The sequence below is a fragment of the Pelagerythrobacter marensis genome (assembly GCF_036700095.1).
In the GTDB taxonomy this organism is placed as follows: Bacteria; Pseudomonadota; Alphaproteobacteria; order Sphingomonadales; family Sphingomonadaceae; genus Pelagerythrobacter; species Pelagerythrobacter marensis_A.
In genome coordinates, this window is the sequence record NZ_CP144918.1 from 2,666,754 (window position 1) to 2,690,135 (window position 23,382).

18 protein-coding genes are annotated in these 23,382 nt (G+C 65.6%); 12 read left to right on the forward strand and 6 right to left on the reverse strand.

Annotation, left to right across the window (positions count from 1 at the left end; genetic code table 11):
- Positions 1-20: 20 nt before the first annotated feature.
- A complete protein-coding gene (locus V5F89_RS12770; RefSeq protein ID WP_338446011.1) occupies positions 21-1,619 on the reverse strand; it encodes an isocitrate lyase in 1,599 nt (532 codons plus the stop codon).
- A 147-nt stretch (positions 1,620-1,766) separates the two neighbouring features.
- Between V5F89_RS12770 and V5F89_RS12775 the strand changes: the two genes are divergently transcribed.
- From V5F89_RS12775 to V5F89_RS12800, 6 genes are all read left to right on the forward strand, one after another.
- Positions 1,767-3,155, forward strand: a complete 1,389-nt coding sequence (locus tag V5F89_RS12775) for a helix-turn-helix domain-containing protein (RefSeq protein WP_338446012.1) — start codon at positions 1,767-1,769, stop codon at positions 3,153-3,155.
- Between the two features lie 152 nt (positions 3,156-3,307).
- Positions 3,308-4,693, forward strand: a complete 1,386-nt coding sequence (locus V5F89_RS12780; protein ID WP_338446013.1) for a TIGR03013 family XrtA/PEP-CTERM system glycosyltransferase — start codon at positions 3,308-3,310, stop codon at positions 4,691-4,693.
- Positions 4,690-6,819 carry an XrtA/PEP-CTERM system histidine kinase PrsK gene (gene prsK, locus V5F89_RS12785; protein WP_338446014.1) on the forward strand — a complete coding sequence of 710 codons (2,130 nt, stop codon included), beginning with the start codon at positions 4,690-4,692 and terminating at the stop codon, positions 6,817-6,819. The genes V5F89_RS12780 and prsK overlap by 4 nt, the downstream gene beginning before the upstream one ends.
- Positions 6,819-8,183: a PEP-CTERM-box response regulator transcription factor gene (gene prsR, locus V5F89_RS12790; protein ID WP_338446015.1), complete on the forward strand. Its 1,365-nt coding sequence runs from the start codon at positions 6,819-6,821 to the stop codon at positions 8,181-8,183. Before prsK ends, prsR begins: the two co-directional genes overlap by 1 nt.
- 4 nt (positions 8,184-8,187) lie before the next feature.
- On the forward strand, positions 8,188-9,927 hold the full coding sequence (locus V5F89_RS12795; RefSeq protein WP_338446016.1) for a tetratricopeptide repeat protein: 1,740 nt from the start codon (positions 8,188-8,190) through the stop codon (positions 9,925-9,927).
- Between the two features lie 137 nt (positions 9,928-10,064).
- A complete protein-coding gene (locus V5F89_RS12800) occupies positions 10,065-10,988 on the forward strand; it encodes a bile acid:sodium symporter family protein (protein ID WP_338446017.1) in 924 nt (307 codons plus the stop codon).
- Here V5F89_RS12800 and V5F89_RS12805 read toward each other — a convergent pair.
- Together V5F89_RS12805 and panB are read right to left on the reverse strand one after the other, a co-directional pair.
- Positions 10,951-12,030 (reverse strand): DUF475 domain-containing protein, encoded by a 1,080-nt coding sequence (locus tag V5F89_RS12805; RefSeq protein ID WP_338446018.1) that lies wholly within the window; start codon positions 12,028-12,030, stop codon positions 10,951-10,953. The genes V5F89_RS12800 and V5F89_RS12805 overlap by 38 nt on opposite strands.
- Positions 12,031-12,130: 100 nt before the next feature.
- Complete coding sequence (panB, locus tag V5F89_RS12810; protein WP_338446019.1) at positions 12,131-13,000, reverse strand: 3-methyl-2-oxobutanoate hydroxymethyltransferase; 870 nt, start codon at positions 12,998-13,000, stop codon at positions 12,131-12,133.
- Positions 13,001-13,105: 105 nt separating this feature from the next.
- On the opposite strand from panB, the gene V5F89_RS12815 reads away from it, so the two are divergent.
- Positions 13,106-14,539, forward strand: a complete 1,434-nt coding sequence (locus V5F89_RS12815) for a sodium-dependent transporter (RefSeq protein WP_338446020.1) — start codon at positions 13,106-13,108, stop codon at positions 14,537-14,539.
- A 224-nt stretch (positions 14,540-14,763) separates the two neighbouring features.
- Entirely contained in the window at positions 14,764-15,498 is a 735-nt protein-coding gene (locus tag V5F89_RS12820; protein WP_338446021.1) for an extensin family protein, read from the forward strand.
- 51 nt (positions 15,499-15,549) lie between these two features.
- Here the strand turns inward: V5F89_RS12820 and hemA are convergent, their stop codons facing one another.
- Positions 15,550-16,770: a 5-aminolevulinate synthase gene (gene hemA / locus V5F89_RS12825; RefSeq protein ID WP_338446022.1), complete on the reverse strand. Its 1,221-nt coding sequence runs from the start codon at positions 16,768-16,770 to the stop codon at positions 15,550-15,552.
- Positions 16,771-16,870: 100 nt separating this feature from the next.
- Positions 16,871-17,671 carry a glutamate racemase gene (gene murI, locus V5F89_RS12830; RefSeq protein WP_338446023.1) on the reverse strand — a complete coding sequence of 267 codons (801 nt, stop codon included), beginning with the start codon at positions 17,669-17,671 and terminating at the stop codon, positions 16,871-16,873.
- Positions 17,672-17,795: 124 nt separating this feature from the next.
- On the opposite strand from murI, the gene plsY reads away from it, so the two are divergent.
- From plsY to topA, 4 genes are all read left to right on the forward strand, one after another.
- Positions 17,796-18,413 (forward strand): glycerol-3-phosphate 1-O-acyltransferase PlsY, encoded by a 618-nt coding sequence (gene plsY, locus V5F89_RS12835; protein ID WP_338446024.1) that lies wholly within the window; start codon positions 17,796-17,798, stop codon positions 18,411-18,413.
- Positions 18,410-19,504: a DNA-processing protein DprA gene (gene dprA, locus V5F89_RS12840; protein ID WP_338446025.1), complete on the forward strand. Its 1,095-nt coding sequence runs from the start codon at positions 18,410-18,412 to the stop codon at positions 19,502-19,504. The genes plsY and dprA overlap by 4 nt, the downstream gene beginning before the upstream one ends.
- Before the next feature lie 19 nt (positions 19,505-19,523).
- Entirely contained in the window at positions 19,524-20,231 is a 708-nt protein-coding gene (locus V5F89_RS12845) for a glycerophosphoryl diester phosphodiesterase membrane domain-containing protein (RefSeq protein ID WP_338446026.1), read from the forward strand.
- Between the two features lie 104 nt (positions 20,232-20,335).
- Positions 20,336-22,891: a type I DNA topoisomerase gene (gene topA / locus V5F89_RS12850; RefSeq protein ID WP_338446027.1), complete on the forward strand. Its 2,556-nt coding sequence runs from the start codon at positions 20,336-20,338 to the stop codon at positions 22,889-22,891.
- 57 nt (positions 22,892-22,948) lie between these two features.
- Here topA and V5F89_RS12855 read toward each other — a convergent pair whose 3' ends face one another.
- The gene (locus V5F89_RS12855) at positions 22,949-23,371 is read right to left on the reverse strand and encodes a hypothetical protein (protein WP_338446028.1); all 423 of its coding nucleotides are present in this window, start codon (positions 23,369-23,371) and stop codon (positions 22,949-22,951) included.
- Between the last annotated feature and the right edge of the window lie 11 nt (positions 23,372-23,382).

Here is a 23,382-nt window from a genome sequence, read left to right on the forward strand (position 1 = left end):
CCTTCGGGCGGTGTCGCGGGTCAGGCGGCCGCGAACTGGTTCATCGTGTTGTGTTCGCCGCCGGCCTTGAGGGCGGCTTCCCCGGCGAAGTATTCCTTGTGATCGTCGCCAATGTCGCTGCCCGCCATGTTCTGGTGCTTGACGCAGGCAATGCCCTGGCGAATTTCCTCGCGCTGGACCTGCTTCACGTAACCCAGCATGCCCTCCTCGCCGAAATAGCGCCTGGCCAGATTGTCGGTGCTGAGCGCCGCCGTGTGATACGTCGGCAGCGTGATGAGGTGGTGGAACACCCCCGCTTCGCGCGCCGCATCCCGCTGGAAGGTGCGGATGCGCTCGTCGGCTTCGGCGGCGAGTTCGGTGTCGTCGTAATCCACGCTCATCAGCCTGTCCCGATCGTAAGCGGACAGGTCGCGGCCTTCCTCTTCCCAGGCGTCGTAGACCTGCTGGCGGAAGTTGAGCGTCCAGTTGAAGCTGGGCGAGTTGTTGTACACCAGCTTGGCATCGGGAACGACCTCGCGGATGCGGCTCACCATCCCGCCGATCTGGCCGATGTGCGGCTTCTCGGTCTCGATCCAGAGCAGGTCGGCACCGTTTTCGAGCGCGGTTATGCAGTCGAGCACACAGCGGTCCTCCCCGGTACCCGGGCGGAACTGATAGAGGTTGCTGGGCAACCGCTTGGGCCGCAGCAGCTTGCCTTCGCGCGTGATCAGGACATCGCCGTTGCCGATCTGCGCGGGATCCACCTCGTCGCAATCGAGAAAGGCATTGTACCGGTCGCCCAGGTCGCCCGGCTCGCGGCTGAAAGCGATCTGCTTGGTGAGACCGGCGCCGAGGCTGTCGGTTCGCGCGACAATGATGCCGTCCTCCACGCCCAGCTCGAGGAAAGCGTAGCGGATGGCGCGGATCTTCTGCAGGAAATCCTCGTGCGGGACGGTGACTTTGCCGTCCTGATGGCCGCACTGCTTCTCGTCGCTGACCTGGTTTTCGATCTGAAGCGCACAGGCCCCCGCCTCGATCATCTTGCGCGCGAGCAGATAGGTGGCCTCGGCATTGCCGAACCCGGCGTCGATGTCGGCGATGATCGGCACGACATGGGTTTCGTGGTTCTCGATCGCATGTTCGAGACGCTTCGCTTCGACGGCGTCGCCGCGTTCGCGCGCCTCGTCCAGGTCGCGAAACAGCATTCCCAGCTCGCGGGCGTCGGCCTGGCGCAGGAACGTGTACAGTTCCTCGATCAGCGCGGGGACGCTGGTCTTTTCGTGCATCGACTGGTCGGGCAGCGGCCCGAATTCGCTGCGCAGGGCAGCGATCATCCAGCCGGACAGATAGAGATAGCGGCCCTTCGTGGTGCCGAAATGCTTCTTGATGGAGATCATCTTCTGCTGGCCGATGAAACCGTGCCAGCAGCCGAGCGACTGGGTATAGGCGGCGGGATCGGCGTCGTAAGCCGCCATATCCTCGCGCATGATCCGGGCGGTGTAGCGCGCGATATCGAGCCCGGTGGGGAAGCGGTTCTGGGTCCGCATCCGGGCGGCGGATTCGGGATCGATCGCGTTCCACGGCGCGCCCCGGCTGCCGATGGTCTTGCGGAATTCCTCGATCTTGCCCTGATACGTCACGTCTCGTCTCCTGAATTCTGGGCGATGTCGCCTCGGGCCTTCTGGTCGCACTCCGCGCGCCGATTCTCCAGATAAAGTTACAGACTTTCTTGTCCTTTTGCGTCATGAAGCGCATAATAGGCTGTAAATCTGTAAAGGAATTTACAAATGGCTGAGGAAGCTGTCTTTGCCGGGCCGGCGCTGCGCCGCCTGCGCAGGCGCGAGGGGCTGACGCAGGCGGCCATGGCCACCCAGCTGGGGATTTCGCCCAGCTACCTGAATCTGATCGAGCGCAATCAGCGCCCGCTGACCGCGCGCGTCATGGTTCAGATCGTCGAGCGATTCGACTTCGATCCGCGAAGCCTGCGCGAGGCGGAAAGCGTTGGCGGCGTCGACGGGCTGGCCCGGCGGCTTGCGGATCAGCGCTTTTCGGAACTGGCGATCGATCGCGACGAAATGGCCGAGATCCTGGCTGTCGCTCCCCATTTCGCCAGCGCGTTCGCCCAGTTGTACGACGCGGCGGGCCAGGGCGGGGGCGTTGGTGGCGGGCAGGACCCGCTCGAAATCGCGCGCCGCGAGATCGAACGCTGGCGCAACCATTTCGCCGATCTCGATTCGGCGGCCGAGGAAGTGGCGGACGAGCTGCGCCTTTCGCGCGCGGACATCGGTGCGGCGCTGACCGAGCGGCTGCGCGAGCGGCACCAGATCGCCCTTCGCATTCTTCCCAGCGATGTCATGCCCGACCACGTGCGCCGGCTCGATCTTCATGCGCGCCAGCTGCAGCTTTCGGAAATGCTCGACCCGGCTTCGCGCAACTTCCAGATCGCGACGCAACTGGCGCAGCTGGAACAGCGCGAGACGATCCGTACGCTGGCTGCGGGTGCCGATCCGGCGAACGAACAGGCCCGCAACCTGTTCGAGCACCATCTCTATGCCTATTTCGCGGCGGCACTCATCATGCCCTATGGGCGCTTTCTGCGCGCCTGCGATGCGACCGGGTACGATTTCCCCGTCCTCATGCGGCGTTTCGGCGTCAGCTTCGAACAACTCGCGCATCGCCTCACGACGTTGCAGCGGGTCGGGCAGCGCGGCCTGCCGTTCTTCATGGCGCGCGTCGATCGCGCCGGACAGCTTTCCAAACGCTTTGCCGGAGCCAGCGGAGCGACGTTTCTCGAAAGCGAGACGACCTGCCCTTTGTGGCACGTCCATCGCGCTTTCGAACGCGCGGGCGAGTGGTGCATCCAGGACATCGCGCTTTACGGGACGGAGGGGCACGATCACTGGCTGACGATCTCGCGCCTTTCCGACGGGGTCGGCGCGGAAGGAGAGGCGCAGTTTGCAGTGGTCGTCGGCCTGGAAGCCCGCTTTGCCGGCGAACTGGCGGCCGCCCGCGGTCTCGCGCTCCGGCGCGATCGGGCGCAGGTGATCGGCCCCGGTTGCCGGGTCTGCCATGCCCCCGAATGCCGGCAGCGGTCGCTGCCGCCGCGCAATGCACAGCTTGCGTTCGACACCCATCAGCGCGGTGTCACCGCTTACCGCTTCAACAATCCGGGTTAGAATGCCGCGCATCGACGGCCGGCCGGTCACGCGATCTTAACGCTCCGAACGGGCCGCGATCGCCGGTTTCGCCGTCGATGTAAAATTTACCGACATTTCATCTCTCTTGCCTAGTCCGGCCATGGTCGAAGCAACTCCCGGACCGGACAGAGATGATCCGCCTGTTCAAGCACTATATTCCCCATGCGGTCTTGCTGCTGGGCCTGGTCGACCTGCTGCTGCTGCTGGCAGCGGGCGAGCTGGGCTGGATCCTGCGCGCGTCGCAGGCCGGGATCGACACCGGGCCGCTGAGCGATCGGGTCGCGCCGCTCGCCGGTTTTGCGATCACGGTCTGGGTCGCGATGATTTCCGTCGGGGTCTACGGCAACGATGCGCTGCGTTCCATGCGCTATGCCTGCGCGCGCCTGCTCGTGGCGATCAGCCTCTCGATCATCGGGCTTTCGCTGCTCGATTTCCTCTTGCCGGGGCTGACCTTCTGGCGATCGACCCTGCTGTTCGCGATGGTGCTTTCGGCGCTGTTTCTGCTGCTGAATCGACTCTTGCTCGGGTCGCTTCTCGGCGCTTCCGCATTTCGCCGCCGGATCATGGTTCTCGGCGCCGGCGCGCGCGCACAGCGCCTGCGCGAACTCGGCGAACGGCCCGAAGCCGGCTTTGCAATCGTGTCCTACATCGCGATGGCCGACGGCGAGCGCGAAGTCGAAGAGGCGATCTCGCGCGCGGCAATTCACGACCTGGGCCGTTTCGTGGAAAACCTGGGGGTGAGCGAGGTAGTGCTGGCGCTGGAAGAGCGACGCAATGCCTTGCCCCTGAAGGATCTTCTGCGGGTCAAGACAATGGGCGTGCACGTCAACGATTTCTCCAGCTTTCTGGAGCGGGAAACCGGTCGCGTCGATCTCGATACCCTCAACCCGAGCTGGCTGATATTCTCCGACGGATTTTCCTCCGGCCGGATGTTGTCGAGCGCGTTCAAGCGCGTGTTCGACATTGCGGCGAGCGGCCTGCTGTTGCTGCTGACTTTCCCGGTGATCGTTCTGTTCGCGATCCTGGTCAAACTCGACAGCAAGGGGCCGGCATTCTTCCGCCAGACGCGCATCGGCCTCTACGGCCAGCATTTCGATCTCGTCAAACTGCGATCGATGCGGATCGATGCGGAGAAGGACGGGGCCAGGTGGGCGGAGCGCAACGACAGCCGGATCACGCGGATCGGCCGTTTCATTCGCAAGACCCGGATCGACGAGTTGCCCCAGGTCTGGACCGTGCTGACCGGACGGATGAGCTTCGTCGGGCCGCGACCCGAGGTGCCGAAATTCGTCGCCGATCTCGAAGAGCAGCTCCCCTATTACGCCGAACGGCACATGGTTAAGCCGGGCATCACCGGCTGGGCCCAGATCAACTATCCCTATGGCGCCTCGATCGAGGATTCGCGGCACAAGCTGGAATACGATCTCTACTACGCGAAGAACTATACCCCTTTCCTCGATCTGCTGATCCTGCTGCAAACCTTGCGCGTGGTGCTCTGGCACGAGGGCGCGCGATGATCGCGCTCGCTTCGCCCGGCTGGCAGTTTGCCGGCTTCTTCTTCCATCTGGCGGGGGCGCTGGCCTGTACGATCGCCGGTTTCTGGCTGGTGCGACACCCGCGGGTGTCGATACCGCATCGCGGATGGACGCTCGGCACCCTCGCGGCCACGGCTGCCTGGTGCCTTGCCGTTGCAGCGCTGGGGCCCGAAAATCTGCTCACCGTGCTGTCGGCGGCAGGCCGCGATATCGCCTGGATCTTCGTGCTCTATCGCCTGTTCGCGGCCGACGGGCGCCATCAGCTCATGCAACCGGTCCGTCCGGTCGTCGCCGCGCTGATACTGGTGATCCTCTTGCAGCTGGCGGTGGCGGCGGCCGCGACCTTCGTCGGGCCCGGCGCCGCCCCCGATCGCGGTTCGCCCGCGTTCGAGATTTCGGCCTTGCTGCATATTCTGGTCGCCGTGGGTGCCCTCGTCCTCGCCCACAACCTCTACGTCGGGGCAGCGCCGGCGTTGCGCCCGGTCCTGCGCTGGCCGGCCGGGGCGCTGGCCGCGTTCTGGGCCTATCGCCTCAACCTGTTCACGATCGCCTATCTGGGCGGGGCCACGGACGGGCTGATCGCGTTCCAGGGCCTGGTCGCCGGGCTGGTCGGCGCGCTGCTGGTTTTCGGCGGCAGCGCGCAAGTGGAGGGCCGTCGGTTCAGTCCATCGCGCACGGTCGCCTTCCGAACTCTCTCGCTCGCGGTGATCGGCGCCTACCTGCTGGCGATGGCGATCGTCGCTCAGTCGCTGAGCCTCTTGGGCGATGGTCTGGCACGATTGACGCAAGTCGGCCTGCTGTTCGCCGCGGCGGTGCTGGCGCTTCACTGGCTGCCGTCGCGCAAGCTGCGCGGATGGTGGCGCGTCACCGTAATCAAACACCTTTTCGAGCATCGCTACGACTATCGCGCCGAATGGCTTCGCTTCACCCGCACGATCGGGCAGAAAGATGGGGCGGGGAGAGAGACCGAGGATCTCTCCGACCGCGCCATTCGCGCGATGGCCGAGGTGGTGGAGAGCCCTTCGGGCCTGCTGTTCGCGCCGGACGAGGACGGGGCTTTCGTTCTCGCCGGCCGGTGGAACTGGCCCGATATCGAAGTGCCGCCACAGCCCATTCCCGCCGCGCTTGCGACAGCGATCGAAGCGTCCGACCGCATCGTCGACATCGATCAGGCGGCGGACGGAGCCGACCAGTATGCCGTACCCGAATGGATCGCGAAGGAGCCGGCGGCCTGGGCAATCGTTCCGCTGCTGCATTTCGAACGGTTGCAGGCGGTGATCGTGCTCTCGCGTCCCGCATTTCCGCGAAAGCTCGATTGGGAAGACTTCGATCTGCTGCGCATTATCGGGCGCCAGCTGGCAAGCTATCTGGCCGAGCGGGCCAAGCACGAGGCCTTGCTGGAGGCGCGCCAGTTCGACGAATTCAGCCGCCGTATCGCCTTCGTGATGCACGATGTGAAGAACCTCGCGAGCCAGCTTTCGCTATTGGCCCGCAACGCGGAGTATCATGGGGAAAACCCCGCCTTCCGCGCCGATATGCTTGTGACGCTGCGAAACAGCGCGGAGAAGCTCAACGCGCTGATCGCGCGGCTCGGCCGCTACCGGGCCGGCGACAGCATGCAACTGGGCCGGGTGGCGCTGGACGACATCGCTCGGCGGATCGCGGCTGGGTTGGGTGATCCCGGGGCTCTGGTCGCGCTCGGCACGTCGGGAATCGCGGTTCTTGCGAACGACGAAGCGCTCGAACAGGCGCTCGCTCACCTGGTGCAGAACGCGATCGAGGCGAGCGATCCGGGAACGCCGGTCTATCTCGACTTCTCGACCGACGGCGTGCGGGCCCGGATCGACGTGGTGGATTCGGGCGAGGGCATGGCGCCGGAGTTCGTTCGCGACGGTTTGTTCAAGCCCTTCGTATCGTCGAAATCGGCCGGCTTCGGCATCGGCGCATTCGAGGCGCGCGAACTCGTACGGGCGATGGGCGGCCGGATCGATGTCGATTCGCGGCCCGGCATCGGCACCCGTTTTTCGATCAGCCTGCCGATATTCGCCGCGGCGGAGCTGGTTCGACTGGCAAACGAAGGCGCCACAGGCGGCGCGAAAGGAAAGTGATGCCGAAGGACAGACCCCGGCTGCTGATCGTAGAAGACGATCAGGGCCTGCAAGCGCAACTGAAATGGGCTTACGACGATTTCGATATCGTATGCGCCGGCGATCGCGAATCGGCGATCGCCGCACTGCGTGCGGAAGAGCCGGCGGTCGTGACGCTCGATCTCGGCCTTCCGCCGGACCCGGACGGGGTCAGCGAGGGGTTCGCGCTGCTCGATGCGATCATGGAGCTGAAGCCCGATACCAAAGTGATCGTCGCTTCGGGGCACGGCGCGCGCGAAAGCGCCCTCGCCGCGATCGCGCGCGGTGCCTACGACTTTTACGGCAAGCCGGTGGATATCGACGAACTCGGCCTGATCGTACGGCGCGCCTATAAATTGTGGCAGATCGAGCGCGAGAACGCGCGTCTTTCGCTCCGTGCGGGGGAAGACAAGACGGTGCTCGGCGGATTGATCACCGCAGCGCCCGAAATGCTCAAGGTCGCCCGAACGATCGAGCGCGTGGCAAACACCGGCGTTTCGGTCATGCTGCTTGGAGCGAGCGGCACGGGCAAGGAGCTTCTGGCGCGCGGCCTGCACGAAGCGAGCGACCGGGCGGAGGGGCGGTTCGTCGCGATCAATTGTGCCGCGATACCGGAAACCCTGCTGGAAGCGGAGCTGTTCGGTCACGAGAAAGGGGCCTTTACCGGAGCGGTCAAGGCCACCGAAGGCAAGATCGAGCAGGCCCATGGCGGGACGCTCTTTCTCGACGAGGTAGGCGACATTCCGCTGGCCTTGCAGGTCAAGCTGCTGCGGTTCCTGCAGGAACGCCAGATCGAACGGATCGGCGGCCGCAAGACCATCGATGTCGACACGCGGATCGTATGCGCCACGCACCAGGACCTTGAAGCGATGATCGGCGAAGGCCGCTTTCGAGAGGATCTGTTCTATCGCCTGGCCGAGATCGTGGTGAAAATCCCCGCATTGGCCGAACGCACGGGGGACGCGGCACTGCTGGCGCGAGCGTTCGTCAAGCGATTCGCGGCCGAAATGAACCCCTCGATCAGAGGGTTCGCACCCGATGCGATCGCGGCGATCGACAGTTGGCACTGGCCCGGCAATGTGCGCGAACTGGAAAACCGCGTGAAGCGCGCCGTGATCATGGCCGACAGCAAGCTGATCGGTGCGGCCGATCTCGATCTGGAAGATGCGCTGGAAGAGGGCGAACGATCGCTCAACCTCAAGAGCGCCCGTGAACGCTCCGACCGGCGGGTTATCCGCCATGCGCTGGCGCGAAGCGACGGGAATATTTCGCACGCCGCCAAGCTGCTCGGGATCAGCCGGCCGACGCTCTACGATCTTCTCAAGCACCACGATCTGCAAAACTGAACCGATGGCACGCAAGATCGCCATCCTGCTGCTTGCCATCGCGGTTGTCGCCTGCGCGGAAGCCGAACCGCGACAGCCGCCCTTGATCGCCGCGCGCGCTCTGCTGGACCGGGGCGACGGGCTGGGCGGCGAGATCGCCCTGCGCCGCCTCCTCGCGGAAGGCACGCCGCGGGAGGAACTGGCAGCCTATTTGGGGGAGGCGGAGCTGTTGCAGGGCGACATGCGCTCCGCCCGCACATGGCTGGATTTGGGCGACTTCTCGGCCGAAACCCGGGGCCACGGTTTTCGCATGTTGGGCCGGCTGGAGATGGCCGAGGGGAACCTTGCCGCTGCCGGCGCAGCGTTCGATCGCGCCCTGCAAAGCGCGCCCGACGATCCCGAGCTGTGGGTCGATATCGGGCGCCTCCGCTATCTCGGCGGCGAGCAGGTTCAGGCCGTCGACGCAAGCGAGCGGGCGGTCGAGCTGGGCCCGCAGAATGCCGCCGCGCTGGCGTTCAGAGGGCAACTGGTGCGCGATGCCCACGGCATGGAGGCGGCCTTGCCCTGGTTCGAGGCGGCGCTGGCGATCGCCCCGGACGATGCTGACGTGCTGGCCGACTATGCGGCCACGCTTGGGGAACTGGGGCGAGCGCGCGAGATGCTGGCTGTCGTGCGCAAGCTTGCCGCGGCTGCACCGCGCGATCCGCGGGCTCCCCTGTTCCAGGCCGTGCTCGCGGCGCGCGCAGGAGAGTTCGGACTGGCGCACGATATTCTCGGGCGAAGGGGCGATCCGCGGCGGACGAGTGCGGCGGGAGCATTGATGGCCGCGGTTGCGGATCTGGAAGCGGGCAATCACGCCAGCGCGGCCCAGACATTCGATCGCCTCCTGCGCGCGCAACCCGATAATCGCCGTCTCCGCCAACTACTCGTGCGTGCGCTTCATCTGGCGGGGAACGATCGCGAGCTGGTCTATCGTTTCGGCGAAGAGGCCCGTGCCGCAAGCGCCGACCGATATCTCGTCCAGATGGTCGGCAGAGCTTACGAGGCACTGGGGGAACGGGAGATGGCAGCGCCATTCCTGGAACGGGCGGCGCGGAAAAGCGGAACCGGAATGGCGCCACTGCGATCCGCGATCCCGCTGGACCTGGCGGAGACGCGGGGCGCCGCCACCGGCAGCGAAGCACGGGCGCTGGTGCGCGCATCGATCGCTGCCGGTCGCCTGGATGCGGCGATCGCGGGTGCGGAAGCTTTTCGCAATCGGGCCAGGGGATCGGCCGATGCCCTGGGCCTGGCGGGGGACGCCTATCTGGCCGCCGGCCAGCCACAAAGGGCGCTCGAACGATATCGTTCCGCTGCGGAGATTCGCCGGCCGTGGCCGCTGACGCGCCGCATGCTGGCTGCCCTGTCCACCATCGGAAACCGGACCGAGGCGGAATGGCTGATCGCTAGCCAGCTGGCCAGCGAACCGGCCAACCGGGAGGCGCTTGCAATGGCGGCGGAGATGGCTTTCGACGCCGGTCGCACGGCGCGGGGCGAGGCTTTGCTCGACCGTGCGCTGATCCTTGGCGGATCGCGCGACCCCGGCCTTCTTGCCCTCGCTGTGGAAGCCGCCCTTCGCACCGGCGCGCGGGAGGAGGCCGAGCAACTTGCCATGCAGGCCTATCGCCTCCAGCGGAGGAATCCGGCGGCCGGACGAGCGCTTTTCCAGGCCTTGCGAGCCGCGGGGAAGCGTGTGGCGGCGGAAACCGTTCAGTCGGATCTCTGAACTTCTACCCGCGCATTCCCGGAGCTTTGGGAACGCCGCACGCCTCGTGCTCGACAAGCGCCGGGCGAGGCGGCATGGCGCAGGGCATGGCCGGATCGATCCTCTCGCGCGTGGACCCTATGGTCCGGCTCCTGGCGGTGACGATCGCGCTGGCCACGGTCCTGCCGGCAACCGGTGTGGGCCGGGAGATCGCTCAGGGTATTTCCAACCTCGCGATCTTCCTGCTCTTCTTCCTCAACGGATTGCGGCTTTCGCGGGCCGACGTTCTGCGCGGTCTCGGGCATGGCCGCTTTCTGCTTCCCCTTGCCGCCTGGTGCTTCGGGGCAATGGCCGCGGCGGGGATGGCCCTTTCGCACCTGGCCGACGCCCGGCTGCCCGAGGAGATCGCGATCGGCTTTCTCTTCCTGGGCACTCTTGCGTCGACGGTGCAGTCGGCAACGGCCTATTCGTCGTTGGCGGGCGGCAATGTGGCGGCGTCGGTCGTTGCCGCCGCGCTGCTCAACATTCTCGGCGTATTCCTCACCGCGCCTCTGTTCGCGTTGCTCGGCGGGTTCGCGGCGGCGGAGGTGGGTGTCGGCGCTCTCGGCAAGATCCTCGCATTGCTGGTGCTGCCGTTCGTCCTCGGACAGGCCCTGCAGGGCGTGGGGCGGGCCTTTGTCGCCAGACATGCGTCGGTGGTAACCTGGATGGACCGGCTGGCGATTGCCATCGCGGTCTACGTGGCGTTTTCCGCCGCCGTCGAGCAGGGCATCTGGCAGACCTTGTCGATTGCTCAGTGGGCTGTCGTTTCGGTCTTTCTGGCGGCGATGCTGGCATTCGCCTTCGGCGGAGGGTGGCATCTGGCCCGGCTTCTCAGGCTCGACCGGCCGATGCGAATCTCTTTCATGTTCGCGGGCGCGCACAAGAGCGTGGTCAGCGGAGCGCCGATTGCGCTGATCCTGTTCGGGGCGGAACGTGCGGGCCTGATCCTGGTGCCGCTGCTCGCCTATCATCTGCTCCAGCTGATCGTCTCGGCGCCGCTGGCTACCCGACTGGCGCGTTATCCGGGCCCGGAGCGCTGAGCGCCTGGCTCCGGTTGTGGCGCACCGACCACCAGAATGACAGCCCGATCAGGATCGCCCCGATCAGGCCGGTGATCGTCTCGGGAATATGCGCGACTGCCGAGAACAGCATGATCATGCCCAGAACGATGATCGCCCAGAAGGCACCGTGTTCGAGGAAGCGATAGTGCGCCAGAGTCCCCTGCTTGACGAGGTGAATGGTCATCGAACGCACGAACATCGCACCGATGGAAAGCCCGAGGGCAATGACGATCATATTGTTCGACAGGGCAAAGGCGCCGATCACCCCGTCGAAACTGAACGATGCGTCGAGCACGTTGAGGTAGAGGAACCCGCCCAGACCGCTGCGGATCACGGCGCCCTGGAGGCGCGCGGCTTCCGCCCGCATCTCCAGGATCGTGTTGACCCCTTCGACCGCGATGAATGTGACCAGGCCCAGTATTCCGGCGACGAGGAATGTCAGTGCATCGGCAGGCGGAAGCATGGTGGAGATACCCCACATGACGAGCAGCAGCAGAGCGATTTCCGCCGCAGGAAGCGCGGCGAAGCGCGCGAGCTGCAATTCGACGATGCGGATCCAGTGCACGTCCTTGTCCAGGTCGAAAAAGAACTTGAGCCCGACCATGGCAAGAAAGGCACCGCCGAAGCCGGCAATGCCGACATGGGCAGAACTGACGATCTCCTCGTAGCGCTCAGGATCGTTGAGCGAGAGGTTCAGCGTTTCGACGGGGCCGAGGCCGGCCGCGATCGCCACGATCGCCAGCGGAAAGACCACACGCATGCCGAAAACGGCGAAGGCGATGCCCCAGGTCAGGAAGCGGCGTTGCCAGACTTCGTCCATTTCCTTCAGCACCGAGGCATTGACCACGGCGTTGTCGAAGCTGAGCGACACCTCGAGCACCGAAAGCACGACGATGATCCACAGCAGCGATGCCGTGGCGCCAACGTTGCCGGTGCTGGCCCAACCGTACCAGACCCCCAGTCCGAGACAAATCAGCGTGAAGACGAACGAGAACTTGTAGAAGCGAAGCAGCGTGGCCATGCGGCGATCCCGTGAACTGGACGGCTCGGTCGGTGCCGACGATCCGATTGATGTGCGCGCGGGCTAGGAAATCCGACGCCGGGACGCAAGTTCCCCGATGCTATTTCGGTTGGTAGGTCTGCGCCTCGTCGGGAAAGGCGCGCTCGCGAACTTCGGCGGCATACGTCGCCGCGGCGCGCGAGATGATTTCCGCCATTTCCTCGTATCGTTTGACGAAACGGGGCACGCGTTCGAACATGCCCAGCATGTCCTCGCTCACCAGGACCTGGCCGTCGCACTGCGCCGACGCGCCGATCCCGATGGTGGGGCAGGCGACAGCCTGCGTGACTTCGATCGCGATCGGCTCGACCACCCCCTCCACCACGATCGCGAAAGCGCCCGCCTCGTCCAGCGCTTTCGCATCTCCGACGATCTTTTCGGCTTCGGCATCGCTGCGGCCGCGGGCGGCATATCCGCCAAGCACGTTGACCGCCTGCGGCGTCAGCCCGACGTGTCCCATCACGGGGATGCCGCGCTGCGTCAGGAACGCGACCGTCTCGGCCATAGCGGCGCCCCCTTCCAGCTTGACGCCCGCCGCCCCGCTGACCTTGAGCAGGTGCGAAGCGCTTTCGAACGCCTGCTGCGGCGAGCTCTCGTAGCTGCCGAACGGCATATCCACGATCACGACCGAATGGTAGCTCCCGCGGACCACCGCGGCCCCATGGTTCGCCATCATGTCCAGCGTGACGGGAATCGTCGAAGGCAGGCCGTAGATGACCTGCGCCAGCGAGTCGCCGACCAGCAGAAGGTCGCAATGCTCGTCCAGCAACTGCGCCTGTCGGGCGGTATAGGCAGTCAGCATCACCAGCGGTTGTTCGGTAACGCCGTCCTTCTTGCGCTCCCGAATCTTGGGGACCGTCAACCGCCGCATCGGCTGGGGCGTGGGGGTTGCGCGGCTGGTAGCCGTGTCGAGCTGGAAGGTGGTAGACATGTGCAGGGTTTAGCGGCGTTGGGGGCAAGCGCCAACCATCCCCTTGGCCTTTGCGGCAAAACTTGCAACAGGGGTCAAGTCGTCCAAAGGGAAGAGGATTTTCGGATGGTTGCAACCGCGGGTGCGCAAGTGGGTGAGCAGGGCTGGTCCTCGCGCACGGCGTTCATTCTGGCAGCGGTCGGGGCCGCCGTCGGGCTTGGCAATATCTGGCGGTTTCCGACACTTGCGGGCGAAAACGGCGGCGGCGCCTTCGTGCTGGTCTATCTCGTGTGCGTGCTGCTGATCGGATTGCCGTTGATGCTTTCCGAGTTCGTGGTGGGTCGCGCCGGGCAGTCCGACGCGATCGGTTCGGTCAGGCGCGTTGCCGACGAATCGCGCGTTTCGCGGCGCTGGAGCATCTTCGGCGGGATCGAGATCCTCGCCGGCTTTCTGATTCTGTCGTTCTATTCGGTCGTCGCGGGCTGGGTGCTCTATTACATCTGGCTGTCGGGCGGCGACTTCTTGGGCAATCTCTTCGCGGGCGAGGCGCTGCGCGGCGCCTTCTCCGGCATCGGGCAGGAAGCGGTCAGCGGAATGATGGGCGACCTTTTCGCCAGCCCGGGCCGGCTTATCCTGGTCCACGCCCTGTTCATGGCCGCGACGATCGCCATTGTCGCCAGCGGGGTGCACGACGGCATCGAGAAGGCAGCCACATGGTTGATGCCGGCCTTCTTCTTCCTGCTTCTGGGAATCACTGTTTATGGTGCGTTCACCGGCGACTTCGCCCGGGCGCTGACTTTCATGTTCACCCCGGATTTCTCCAAACTGACGGCGCCGGTGATGAACGAAGCGCTTGGGCAGGCGTTCTTCTCGCTCAGCCTGGCATCGGGAGCGCTGGTTACCTACGGCGCCTATGTCGCGCGCGATGTGAACCTCGGCCCGACGGCCGCCACTATCAGTCTTGCGGACACTGCCGTGGCAATGATCGCCGGACTGATGATCTTCCCTATCGTCTTCGCGGTCGGTCTCGATCCTTCGGCTGGGCCGGCGCTCATCTTTCAGTCGTTGCCGGTTGCCTTCCAGACGATGCCCGGCGGCTCCCTCATCGGGCTGTTGTTCTTCGTTCTCATCTTCTTTGCCGCGCTGACCAGCTCGATTTCGCTGCTGGAAGGCCCGACGGCCTGGGCGATCGACCGTTTCGGCCTGCGCCGCCCGGTCGCTGCGGTCATTCTCGGCCTCGGCGCCTTCGTGATCGGGATCGCCTGCGCACTCGGGTACAACGTGTGGGCCGACGTGCGGCCGCTGGGCTTCTGGAATATTTTCGCGGAGACCGACATTCTCGACACGATCGACGGCTTTACCGGCAAGCTGATGCTGCCGCTCGCCGGACTTCTGCTGTCGATTTTCGTCGGCTGGAAGGCAGACAGGCGCCTGGTGGAGGCCCAAAGCGGCCTGAGCGGCGGCCTGTTCGTCCTGTGGCGCTTTCTCGTGGCATGGCTGTGCCCCATCGCCGTCGCCCTGATCCTGCTCTTCGGCCTGTTCCCTCAGCTTCTCGTCTGACCGCCGGCTTCGGCAGGCTGTTCTCCCGGGAACGCGATATCGATCTGCTCGCTCTCGACAGCAGGGCAGATCGAAGGGGTGACGTGCAGCCTCGGAAGCGAGCAGAGCGGAAATGAGGACGCGAGACAGGTTCGACGCGATCGAAGGACCGGGAACACCGGGCGCGGTGGACGACGCCGGGTTCCGGGCAGACCGGTGCGGGTTGCGGCACCTCGGATGGGCCCTTGCCTGATCGGCGGTCGGCCATCGCGCGCCATATCGGGCGCTTGCGCGGCGACCTTCGTGTTCTGGCGCTGCTGATCCTGGCCGGCCTCGTGCTGGCGGCGCGCGGGTGGCTGGCCGATCATCCGCACCATAATCCCTGGGCTCCGCTCGATCTGAACGATCCGCAGGGGTGGGCCACCCAAGCCAAGCTTCGCTCGCTGCGAGAGGACATCGGCGAATGCAGGGCGGTTCTCGAGCGGAGCGGGGTGGCTTTCCGCGCGCTCGACGCGCGCGGGGAGGGGGCCTGTCACCGGCCCGACCGCACCCTGATCGGCAGTCTCCCCCTTGCGCCGCGGGTTCCGCCGACCACTTGCCCGGTCGGAGTCGGCCTCGAACTATGGTTGCGCGATGTCGTGCAGCCGGCGGCGCGAAGCCATTTCGGCGCCGAAGTCGACCGCGTCGAGCACCTGGGGGCTTACAGCTGCCGGAGGCTCTATGGCCGCGCGGAAGGACGCTGGAGCGAGCACGCGACCGGCAACGCCATCGACATCGGCGCGTTCGTCCTGACCGACGGGAGGAGAATCGCCGTGCTGGACGACTGGTCGGGCGAGGGCGACGAGGCGCGCTTCCTGCGCGACGTTCGCGATGGCGCCTGCCCGCTGTTCGCAACGGTTCTTTCGCCCGAATACAATGCCGCCCATGCCGATCATTTTCACTTCGACCAATCCGGCCGCTACACGGGCCTGTGTCGATAAAGCGGTGTCCGGCGCGAGCACGAGGCCTGGCCGGCAGAGGCACCGGCGCGATCAGGCGGCGCGAGCCAGCTCCAGTTCCAGACGATCCCAGATCTCGACCAGAGCGCCGGTCAGTTCGTCCATCATCGCTTCGGTATGGGCAGGGCCGGGGGTGAAGCGCAGACGCTCCGTCCCGCGCGGCACGGTCGGAAAATTGATCGGCTGCACGTATGCGCCATATTCGGCCAGCAGGATATCGCTGATCTTCTTCGCCCGCACCGGGTCGCCCACCATCAGCGGCACGATATGCGTCTCGCTGGGCATGACGGGAAGCCCGGCGGCCGAGAACTTGGCCTTGAGCATGGCCGCATTGGCCTGCTGCGCCTCGCGCTCCTCGCTCGAATCCTTCAGGTGGCGGACGGCGGCCAGCACGCCGGCAACCAGGACGGGGCTGAGCGAAGTCGTAAAGATGAACCCGGGGGCGTAGGAACGGATGCAGTCGATGACTTTGGTGTCGGCCGCGATGTAACCGCCCATCACGCCGAACGCCTTGCCCAGCGTGCCTTCGATGATATCGATCCGCTGCGCTGCCTCGTCGCGCTCCGAAATGCCGCCGCCCCGCTTGCCGTACATGCCGACCGCGTGAACTTCGTCGATATAGGTCAGGGCGTTGTACTTTTCGGCAAGGTCGCAGATCGCGTGGATCGGCGCGACGTCGCCGTCCATCGAATAGACGCTCTCGAACGCGACGACCTTGGGCGTTTCGAGATCTTCCGCCGCCAGCAATTCTTCGAGATGCTCGATATCGTTGTGGCGGAAAACACGCTTCTCGCAACCCGAGTTGCGGATCCCGGCGATCATGCTCGCATGGTTCAGCTCGTCGGAGAAGATCACGCAACCCGGCAGGAGCTTGGCGAGCGTGGAGAGCGTCGCGTCGTTGGAGACGTAGCCGCTGGTGAAGAGCAAAGCCCCTTCCTTGCCGTGAAGGTCGGCCAGCTCGCGCTCCAGCTCGATATGAAAATGCGTATTGCCGCCGATATTGCGGGTGCCGCCGCTACCCGCGCCGACATCGTGCAGCGCGGTTTCCATCGCCTCGACCACTTTGGGATGCTGTCCCATGGCCAGGTAGTCGTTCGAACACCAGACGGTGATCGGCTTCGGTCCATTGTGCCCGGCGAAGCAGCGTGCGTTGGGATAGGCGCCCTTGTTGCGCAGAATATCGATGAAGACGCGATAGCGGCCTTCGGAATGCAGGCGATCGATCGCCTGGTCGAAGATCTGGTCGTAGTTCATTGCTCGCTCGGTCTTCGTCGCTGCGACAGCGGCCAGTTCCGGGGGCATTTAGGCCGCAACGGCAGGCATTTCCACCGCGATCTTTGCGAGCGATTCGCAGTTAGAACCGTTCCAGCCGTTCGATCCCGAGCGCGCGGAAAGCCGGCGCCAGCCGGTGCAACGAATCGAGAGGCCCCGTGGTCACAGCGCGATCGGGCTGGCTGCGCACAGGCGCACTGCCGGCGACGAGATGGGCGATCCGCCGCGCGATGCCTTCGGCCCCGTCGACGAGGACGGTATCCGGGCCGAATGCCGCTTGCAGCTCCTCGTGCAGCAGAGGAAAATGCGTGCAGGCCAACACTACCGTATCGATCCGCGCGCCTTCTGCCTGGCTGCGCAGGCCGGCGGTGGCCGAAGCGATCGCCGTGGGATCGATCCGCGCTCCGCGCAGCTTTGCCTCGGCGGCATCGACCAGTTCGGGTGCCGCATGGCGCAGCAGGATCTTTCCGGCGGCGAATTCCGCTTCCAGGTTGTCGACATAGGCCTGGCGGATCGTCGCTTCGGTGCCGAGGAGGCCGATCACTCCGCTTCGCGTCAGCGCCGCCGCCGGCTTGATTGCGGGGACAGTGCCGACGACGGGTATTTCCAGCACTTCGCGCACCATGCCCAGCGCGATCGTGCTGGCGGTGTTGCAGGCGATGCAGATCAGCCGCGGTTGCCAGCGTTCGGCCATGCGCCCGAGCAGCCCACAAACCCGCGCGGCAACCTCCGCTTCGCTCTTCGTGCCATAGGGCAAGCCGGCCAGATCGGCAGCATAGATGACCGGCGCATCGGGCAGGGCACGGCGCGTTTCCTTGAGAACGCTGAGGCCGCCCACGCCGGAATCGAACAGCAGGATGGGAGAGTGTGGAGAAACGTCCAAAATCGCTCCGTTCGTGGCGCCTCGGCCAGGACAATCGCTATTGCTTTGGGCTTGCGCCTATTGGAAGTATGGGGCTTCGACAAGCACGCGGCGAAGCGATGGGGGAAATGGCGTGGAAACGGGTTTGACAGTCGATATCCTGCTCGCCGCCCTGCTGGGCTATGCGTGCGGTTCGATTCCCTTCGGCTTGCTCCTGACGCGGATCGCCGGCCTCGGCGATGTCCGCAAGATCGGCAGCGGCAATATCGGCGCGACGAATGTCCTGCGCGCGGGCAACAAGGGGCTGGCCGCGGCGACATTGCTGCTCGACCTTGCCAAAGGCCTGGTTCCGGTGGTGCTCGCCGCCAGGCTCTTCGCCGCACCCGCGGACATGCCGGCGGCGGCATTGGGACCGGTTCCTGTGGCGGCCGTGTTTGCGGTCCTCGGGCATTGTTTTCCGGTCTGGCTCGGCTTTCGCGGCGGGAAAGGGGTGGCGACGAATGCGGGGGTCAGCTTCGGACTCGCATGGCCGATCGGGCTCGCATATGGGGCCGTCTGGCTCGGGGTTTTGGCTGTGACCCGGATCAGTTCGCTGGCGGGGATGTCCGCGGTCTGCGGGGCCGCGATCGTCGCGGCGGTATTGGGATACATAGCCTACCTGCCTGCTCTGGCCCTGATCGCGGTGCTTGTCCTCTGGCTCCATCGCGAGAATATCCGGCGGCTTGCCGCAGGCTCGGAACCGAAAGTCGGCTCCGGCAAGTGAGCGCGCTCTCGCAGTCGGAGGCGTTCGCCCGGATCAGGCTGCTCCGTTCACCTCATATCGGCCCGGTTTCCTACGCCCAGTTGCTGGCGCGTTTCGGCAATGCGGAGGCGGCTCTGGCGGCCTTGCCCGAAATCGGCGGGCAGCGCAGCCAGACCTACCGCGCCGCCCCCGAAAAGGCGATCGCGCGCGAGGTCGAGGCCGTTCGCAATGCCGGCGCGCGATACCTCTTCCACGACCAGCCGGGTTATCCGCCCTTGCTTGCCCGGATCGAAGGCGCGCCGCCGATCATGACATTCCGCGGCGACCTCTCGATTGCGGAGCGGCCCTGTGTCGCGATCGTCGGCGCGCGCAACGCCTCGGCCGCCTCGTCCGGGCTGGCTCGCGACTTTGCCGCCGCGCTGGCCGGGGAAGGCTTCGCGATCGTTTCGGGGCTTGCTCGCGGGATCGACGGTGCCGCACACAGGGGGGCGCTGCCGGCGACGATCGGAGTGATCGCCAGCGGGATCGACATCGCCTATCCACCCCAGCACGCCGAGCTTCAGGAAGCGATCGCGGAAGACGGCCTGCTGTTCGCCGAACAGCCTCCTGGAACCGAACCGAGAGGAAGCCATTTCCCCAGCCGCAATCGCATAATCGCCGGCCTGGCGCTCGGCACCCTGGTGGTCGAGGCCGCGCCGAAATCGGGTTCGCTGATCACGGCGCGCCTGGCGGGGGAGGCGGGGCGCGAGGTCATGGCCGTTCCCGGCAGCCCGCTCGACGCCCGTTCGCGGGGATGCAATCAGCTGATCCGCGACGGTGCCGTGCTGGTCCAGTCGCCCGACGAAGTGATGGAACTGCTTAAAGGTTTCGACGGCAGCACGCGCTCGGCCGTGTGCGAGGAATCGCCGGTGTTCGCGTTCGAAGCGGAGGAACTGGCGGAAGCACAGCCGGCGGATATCGGCGACCTGCTGTCCACAGTGCCTGTCGCAGTGGACGAAGTGATCCGGCAATCGGGCGAGCCGCCCGCTGCGGTGCATCTGGCCTTGCTCGAGCTGGAAATCGCCGGGCAGTTGCAGCGACATGCTGCCGGGCGGGTGAGCCTGGCGGGATAGTTATCGGAAGGAAGATTTGGTGAAGGGAAAGGTCGGCATTGGCGGGCTGCTCGAGGAAACGGTCTCGTTGATCGGGGACGGGATCGCGTTCCTGGCGGCGTTCGTGGTCGTTGTGGCAGGGCTGACCGCAACGAGCCAGATCGGAGGCGCCGTCGATCCCGAGAGGATCTGGGGCTTTGGCTTCGCCCTCGGTGATCGTACCACGGCGTGGGGAGCTGCTGCCGCAATCGTGGCGACGGTGGTGCAATTCGTCGGCGGCTATCTGGTGATCGAGCGGCTTCTGGAACTTCGCGATAGCCTGTTTGCAACGGGAACGCGCATCTGGGCCTATGTCGGCCTCACGATCCTGACCACGCTGGGAATGATGTTCGGTCTCCTGCTGCTGATCGTGCCCGGCCTGATCCTTGCCGTTCGCTGGAGTGCGGCACCGGCCTATCTTATCGCCAGGGGAACAGGCGTATTCGAGGCGATGAGATTGAGCTGGGACACCACGAAGGGGGCAGGGTGGTCGATATTCCTTGCGGGCCTGGTTCTCATCTGCGCGATCGGTTTTCTGGCCCTCGTCGTTGGAGGCATGTCCGAAATGCTGGCCGGCGATTTCTGGTTGGCAGCGGTGGCGGGCAGCCTGATCGAAACGGCCGGGACGGCAGCCTTCCTGGTATTCGGCGTAGCGGTGTTCCTGCACGTCGATGACGGCGAGGAACGGATTGAGCAGGTTTTCGCCTGAATGTCGCGATCGGGCGACCTGTTGCCGATTTGATGGATTGACGAATGCTGTCGCATCTCGCCACCCTCGCGCACGTACACACGTAAGGGACTGCCGTTACTTTCATGCAACTTGTCATCGTCGAATCGCCCGCCAAGGCGAAAACCATCGAGAAATATCTCGGCAAGGACTTCAAGGTTCTCGCTTCGTACGGCCACGTCCGCGATCTGCCGCCGAAGGATGGCAGCGTCCGCCCGGACGAAGACTTCGCGATGGACTGGGAACTCTATCGCGACAAACAGAGCCGGTTCAAGGAAATCGCCGACGCGGCGAAGAAGGCCGACCGCCTCGTGCTCGCAACCGACCCCGACCGCGAGGGGGAGGCGATTTCCTGGCATGTCCGCGAACTGCTGGCCAAGCGCAAGGCATTGCCGGCCAAAGTCGACCGCGTGACTTTCAACGCCATTACCAAACCGGCCGTGACCGAAGCAATGGGCCGCCCGCGCGAGCTGGACAGCGACCTGATCGATGCCTACCTGGCCCGGCGCGCGCTCGATTACCTCTACGGCTTCACGCTGTCCCCGGTGCTCTGGCGCCGCCTCCCCGGGGCCAAGAGTGCCGGACGCGTCCAGTCGGTTGCGCTGCGTCTGATCGTCGATCGTGAACGCGAGATCGAGGCTTTTCGTGCCCAGGAATACTGGTCGGTCGTTGCAAAGCTCGAACAGGACGGGACGGAGTTCGATGCCAGGCTGGTCAAGTACGACGGCGCCAAGCTCGACAAGCTGACGCTGGGCGACGAGGGCAGCGCGCTGGCGGCGAAGGCGGCGGTGGAACAGGGCCGCTTCACGGTCGAAGAGATCGAGACGCGGCCGCTCACTCGCAATCCGGCGCCGCCGTTCACCACCTCTACCCTGCAGCAAGAGGCCGCGCGCAAGCTCGGCTTTTCCGCCAGCCACACGATGCGGCTCGCGCAGTCGCTCTACGAAGCCGGTGCCATCACCTACATGCGGACCGACGGCGTGCAGATGGACGGCAGCGCGATCAGCGCCTGCCGCAAGGCCATCGCCGACCGCTACGACGGGCACTACCTGCCCGAAAAGCCGCGCCATTACAGCACCAAGGCCAAGAATGCCCAGGAGGCGCACGAGGCGATCCGGCCGACCGATTTCAGCCGCGACCGGGCGGGATCGGGCGACGAGGGGAAGCTGTACGGGCTGATCTTCAAGCGGGCGATGGCGAGCCAGATGGCGCCCGCTCGACTGGAGCGCACCACGGTCACGCTGCGCGACGGCAGCGGGCGCAACGAGTTGCGCGCAACCGGGCAGGTGGTGAAATTCCCCGGGTTCTTCGCGGTCTATCAGGAAGGCTTTGACGATCGCGACAACGATGACGACGACGGCCTGCTGCCGGTGATGAACAAGGGTGACAGCCCGGTGAAGAAGGGCGTCGAAGCCAATCAGCACTTCACCCAGCCTCCGCCGCGCTTCTCCGAAGCCTCGCTCGTCAAGCGGCTGGAGGAGCTGGGCATCGGGCGCCCCTCGACATACGCGTCCACGATCCAGACCCTGCGCGATCGCAACTACGTCAGGATGGAGAAAAACCGGTTCTTCGCCGAGGAATCGGGCCGGCTCCTGACTGCATTTCTCGAGCGGTTCTTCGATCGCTACGTCGCATACGACTTCACCGCCGGGATGGAAGACGAGCTGGACGAGGTTTCGGGCGGAAGGGAGGAATGGAAGGTCCTGCTGAGCCAGTTCTGGCGCGACTTCAAACCCAAGACCGAAGAAGTGATGGAGCGCAAGCCGTCGGAAGTTACCCAAGCGCTCGACGAGTTCCTCTCCGATTTCCTCTTCCCGCCGCGCGACGACGGCAAGGATCCGCGGACCTGCCCGCTATGCGAGCAGGAAGGGCGCGAAGGCGGGCGTCTGGCGCTGCGCGGGGGTCGCTATGGCGCGTTCGTCGCCTGCGCCAATTACCCGGAGTGCAAATATACTCGCCGCTTTGCCCAACCGGGCGCCGACGGCGAGGCGGCGGCCGAGGACGGGGTGATGGGCAAGCACCCCGAGACCGGCGAGGATATCCACCGCAAGACCGGCCGCTTCGGACCCTATGTCCAGATGGGCGAGGGCAAGGACGCGAAACGGGCCAGCATTCCCAAGGACTTGCCGGATTTCGACCTCGAATGGGCGATCAAGCTGCTCGAACTGCCGCGCATCGTCGGCAAGCATCCGGAAACCGGCAATGAGATCGAAGCCAATATCGGCCGCTACGGCCCCTATCTTCGCCACGACGGCAAGTATGCCAAGCTGTCATCAACGCGCGACGTCTTCGATACCGGGATGAACGCTGCGGTGACGCTGCTGGCCGAGGCAGCGCAGAAAGGGGGCCGGGGCCGCGCCAAGGCGGAGCCGATCAAGACGCTTGGGACCCACCCCACCTCCGGCGGAGAGATCAGGGTCATGCCCGGCCGTTACGGGCCCTACGTCACCGACGGCACGACCAATGCCACGATCCCGAAGGACGTGAAACCCGAAGACGTGACCGAAGCCCAGGCGATCGAGCTGATCGATGCGCGCGCGGCCAAGGGGCCGGCAAAGAAGAAGGGGCGCAAGAAGGCCCCGGCCAGGAAGACCGCGGCAAAGAAGCCTTCCGCAGCGAAGAAAGCGAAGGCCGGGTCGTGACGCGCCGATGACCGCCATCGCCGGAATCGCCGGGAGACCGGTCGATCGCGGCGCGGATTACTCGGCGATCATGACATCCGGGATGGTGACAAGCGTGGTGCTGCCGCAACCGACGATGATCTCACGATAGTGGGGATAATCGGCCGGCGCGCGGTATCGCACCTCGGTCGGCGTGACGACCTGGGCGACCATTCCGTCGGGCGGGGTCGCCTCCAGCGCGAAGCGCTGCCCCGGGGGCATCGCGCGGTCTGCCGGGCCGGCGCGCAGCGAGACGCTGTAACCCGGGGTCGGCAGGTCGACCTCGCCGCTGATGTTCAGCGTCGCCTTGCTGCCCGGCCCGGGCATCCTGTCTACCCAGGCGTGCCAGTTGCGGCTGTCCGAAACCGGACAATCGGTGGCAGGCCGCGGCGGTGTTTCGCCCACTGGCGCGCAGCCGGCGAGGATTCCGGCGCTCAGCAGACCCAGACAGACATTACGCATTGCGGCTCTCC